At 68.1% G+C, this 3,883-nt stretch carries 4 protein-coding genes; all 4 read right to left on the reverse strand.

Going from position 1 to position 3,883, the window contains the following annotated elements:
- Positions 1-499, reverse strand: a 499-nt coding sequence (locus tag ACTHNQ_RS14715; RefSeq protein ID WP_440334539.1) for an HD domain-containing protein, incomplete at its 3' end; no start/stop codon positions are given.
- Positions 500-600: 101 nt separating this feature from the next.
- A complete protein-coding gene (secF, locus tag ACTHNQ_RS14720) occupies positions 601-1,593 on the reverse strand; it encodes a protein translocase subunit SecF (RefSeq protein WP_440334541.1) in 993 nt (330 codons plus the stop codon).
- Positions 1,593-3,317, reverse strand: coding sequence for a protein translocase subunit SecD (gene secD, locus ACTHNQ_RS14725; RefSeq protein WP_440334543.1), 1,725 nt, complete (start codon positions 3,315-3,317; stop codon positions 1,593-1,595). The genes secF and secD overlap by 1 nt, the downstream gene beginning before the upstream one ends.
- 42 nt (positions 3,318-3,359) lie before the next feature.
- Positions 3,360-3,821, reverse strand: coding sequence for a preprotein translocase subunit YajC (locus tag ACTHNQ_RS14730; protein WP_440334545.1), 462 nt, complete (start codon positions 3,819-3,821; stop codon positions 3,360-3,362).
- Positions 3,822-3,883: the final 62 nt, after the last annotated feature.

The raw sequence follows: 3,883 nt of genomic DNA on the forward strand, positions 1-3,883 counted from the left end.
TGTGGAGCCGGTCCGCGAGCTTGATGAGGAGCACGCGGATGTCGCGCGACATCGCGACGATCATCTTGCGGACAGTCTCGGCCTGCGCGCTCTCGCCGTACTTGACCTTGTCGAGCTTGGTGACGCCGTCCACGAGCATCGCGACCTCGTCGCCGAACTCGGCGGTGAGCGTCTCGAGCGAGTAGTCCGTGTCTTCGACGGTGTCGTGCAGCAGCGCCGCGGCGATCGCGCGCGGGCCCAACCCCAAGTCGGCGAGGATCTGCGCCACAGCGAGCGGGTGCGTGATGTACGGCTCGCCGCTCTGCCGGGCCTGACCGGAGTGCGCGCGCTCGGCCACCGAGTAGGCGCGCTCGATGATCGAGAGATCACCCTTGGGATGGTGCGTCCGCACTGTCCGAAGCAGTTGCTCGACATCGTCGCGGCGTGCGGATCGCGAGAATATCCGCGGCACGAGGCGGCGCAGCGAGGACGACTGGGCGGGCGGGATGGTCTCGGTCACACGAATCCCCTCCCTCAGCCGAATCCCACAATCCTACGCCCGCGGGCGGGTGCACCCGACCGCGGACGACTGGGCCGGCATCACCGGCCCAGTCGTCGCGTTCAGACCGGGGTGCCCGCGAGGGCGCGGGCGTCGAGCACGCGCGCGTCGCGCGTCTTGATGGCCGGCTCGTTCTCACGCAGCAGCGAGTACAGCGGCGATGCGACGAACAGGGTCGAGTAGGCGGCGACGATCGTGCCCACGAAGATCGCGAGCGACAGGTCGGTGAGCGTCTGCGCCCCCACCCACACCAAGCCGATGAACAGGATCGCGCCGGTCGGCAGGACCGCCACCACCGTGGTATTGATCGAGCGGACGAGGGTCTGGTTCACCGCGAGGTTGACGGACTCGCCGAAGGTGCGGCCCGACACCTCCCCGTCCTCACTGGTGTTCTCCCTGATCTTGTCGAACACGACCGTCGTGTCGTACAGGGCGTACGACAGGATCGTCAGGAAGCCGATGACGGCCGCGGGCGAGATCTCGAAGCCGAACACCGCGTAGATGCCGATCGTGATCACGAGCACGTCCACGAGGCCGATGATGGCCGAGACCGACATCTTCCAGGTGCGGAAGTACAGCGCGAGGATCAGGAACGTCAGCGCGAGGAAGATCGCGAGACCCCACAGCGACTGGCGGGTGACGTCCGCGCCCCAGCTCGGGCCGATGAACGAGGCGCTGACCTCGTCGGTCGGCACGTCGTAGGCCTTGGCGAGGGCCTCCGACACCTGGCGGCTCTCGTGCGACTCGAGCTGATCGGTCTGCACACGCACGGTGTCCTCGCCGATCGTGGTGACCTTCGTGGTCGCGTCGGGCACCACAGAGTGGACGGCCTCGGTCGCGAGCAGCTGGTCGACCGGCGTCGCCACGCCGCTCACGGTGAACTGCGATCCACCCGTGAACTCGATCGAGAACTGGATGGGGCGGAAGATCGGCACGAGGGCCGAGGCGACGACCAGGATCGCGGCGATGAGGAACCACAGCCGCCGCCGGCCGACGAACGGGAACGAGGTCTTGCCGGAGTAGAGGTCGTTGCCGAGCTGGTTCATGGAGCGCATCAGTCGTCCCCCTCCTTGACGGTCGTGACCGGTTTACCGCCGCTCTCGGCGGCCGCCTGCTCCGCCTGCTTGCGCTCGGCGATCGTCTGGCGACGTGCGGCCTCGCCGCGGGACTTGGCGTTGCGGCGTCCCGCGGTGCCGGTGGTGAGCACCGGGTCGCGGAACTGCGCGCGGCCGCGGTAGACGGCACCGAGCGCCGTGGGGTCCAGGCCCGAGAGTGGGTGGCCCGAGCCGAAGAACTTGGTCCGCGCCAGCAGCTGCAGCACCGGGTGGGTGAACAGGATGAAGATCAGGACGTCGATCGCGGTCGTGAGACCGAGGGTGAAGGCGAATCCCTTGACCGTGGCATCCGCGAGGATGTACAGCACGATGGCCGCGAGGACGTTGATCGACTTCGAGATGTAGATCGTGCGCTTCGCGCGACCCCAGCCGTCCTCGACCGCGGCCGTGATCGACTTGCCGTCTCGCAGCTCGTCGCGGATGCGCTCGAAGTAGACGATGAAGGAGTCGGCGGTGAAGCCGATCGTCACGATGAGGCCAGCGACGCCGGCGAGCGACAGGCGGAAGCCCATGCGCCACGCCAGGATGCAGAGCGTGATGTACGTCAGCACGGCCATCACGACGAGGGACGCGATGATGATGAACCCGAGCGCGCGGTAGACGATCAGCGAGTAGATCGCCACGAGCGCCAGACCGATGAGTCCCGCGATGAGGCCGATCATGAGCTGCTGCGAGCCCAGCGTGGCCGACACGGAGTCCGAGCTCACGACCGTGAAGCTCAGCGGCAGGGCGCCGTACTTCAGCTGGTCCGCGAGCACCTTGGCGCTCTCCTGCGTGAAGCTGCCCGTGATGCTGGGCTTGCCGTCGAGGATCACGCCGTTCATCGACGGGGCCGACAGCACGTAGCCGTCGAGCACGAACGCGAACTGGTTCAGCGGTGCGGTCGCGCCGTAGAGGCGCTGGCTGATCTCGCCGAAGGTCTTGGTGCCGTCGGCGTCGAACTGCAGGTTGACGGCCCACTGGTTGTTGTTGGTCTGCAGACCGAACGTTGCGTCGTCGATGGACGAGCCGTCCAGCTCGACCGGTCCGAGGATGTACTTGACCGTGCCGTCCTTGTCGCACGTGATGAGCGGCTCATCCTTGGGGGCGTTGGCCGGGTCGTTCGCCGGGTCCGAGCAGTCGTACGCGAGGTACTCGGCCTGCAGCGCCGGCGTGATCCACGCGGGGTCGCTGCCGTTGGTCGGCGACGCGGTCGGAGTGGCCTGGAGCGACGGGTCCGGCGTCGGGTACGGCGTCGCGTTGCCGTCGTCGCCGACGAACGTGTTCGCGGGTGCGCCGGTGTACAGCACGGCACGCAGCTGCAGCTGAGCGGACGCCTCGATGCGGTTGCGCGTCTCGTCGTCCGCCTGGCCGGGGATCTGCACGACGATCTGGTTGCCGGCCTGCGTGGTTACGTCGGCCTCGCCGACGCCCGAGGCGTCGACGCGCTGGCGGATGATCGTGACGGCCTGCTCCATCTGCTCGGCGGTCGGATCGGCGCCGCTGGCCGTCTCGGCCTCCAGCACGATCTGCGTGCCGCCCTGCAGGTCGAGCGCGAGGGACGGCACCCACGAGCTCTTGCCGAGCATGACGCCGATGGCGTTGACGCCGAACAGGATCGCCGTGATGACGAGGAGGCCGGTCAGCGCGCGCCACGCATGCCGGACGGGAGTGGATGTCGCCACGTCTTCGCTTTCTGGAGTGCCCGAACGGGCGAACGGTGAGACTTAGTCCTGTGCCTTGGTGCCGGACGCGGCGTCGCCCTTGTCGGCGTCCTTGTCCTTCGCCGCGGCGGCGTCGTCGCTGATCGAGCTGATGTCGCCGTTGGCGACGCCCTCGGCGTACTCGGCGTGGCTCTCTTCGGCCTCGAGGTACTCGTCCTCGGTGACGGCGTCGGCGCCGGGGGTCACGACACGCAGGATCGCCTGGCTGTGGACCTTGATCTCGACGCCGGGCGCGAGCTCGACGATCGCGGGCTGGTCGAGGTTCTCGGCGTCGTACGACACGATCGTGCCGTACAGGCCGCCCTGAAGGAGGACCTCCGAGCCGGGCACAGTCTGGCGCGCCTTCTGCTCCTGCTCGGCCTTCTGCTTCTGCATACGGCGGCGGGAGCTCCAGAACATGAAGACGAGGAGCACGACCAGCAGGATGATGAGGCCGTAGTTGCTCAGGAAGGCAGCGAAGTCCATGGAGCCGGTGGCACCTTTCGAGTCAGGCACGCGCCGTGGCGGCGCTGCCTTGCAGGAGGGGG

Origin of the sequence: Microbacterium sp. (genome assembly GCF_051953575.1) — a bacterium.
Lineage (GTDB): Bacteria > Actinomycetota > Actinomycetes > Actinomycetales > Microbacteriaceae > Microbacterium.

Excerpts from the sequence above, each read along its gene's own strand:
- ACTHNQ_RS14730 (WP_440334545.1), bottom strand. The coding sequence starts at position 3,821 with ATGGACTTCGCTGCCTTCCTGAGCAACTACGGCCTCATCATCCTGCTG.
- secF (WP_440334541.1), bottom strand. The coding sequence starts at position 1,593 with ATGCGCTCCATGAACCAGCTCGGCAACGACCTCTACTCCGGCAAGACC.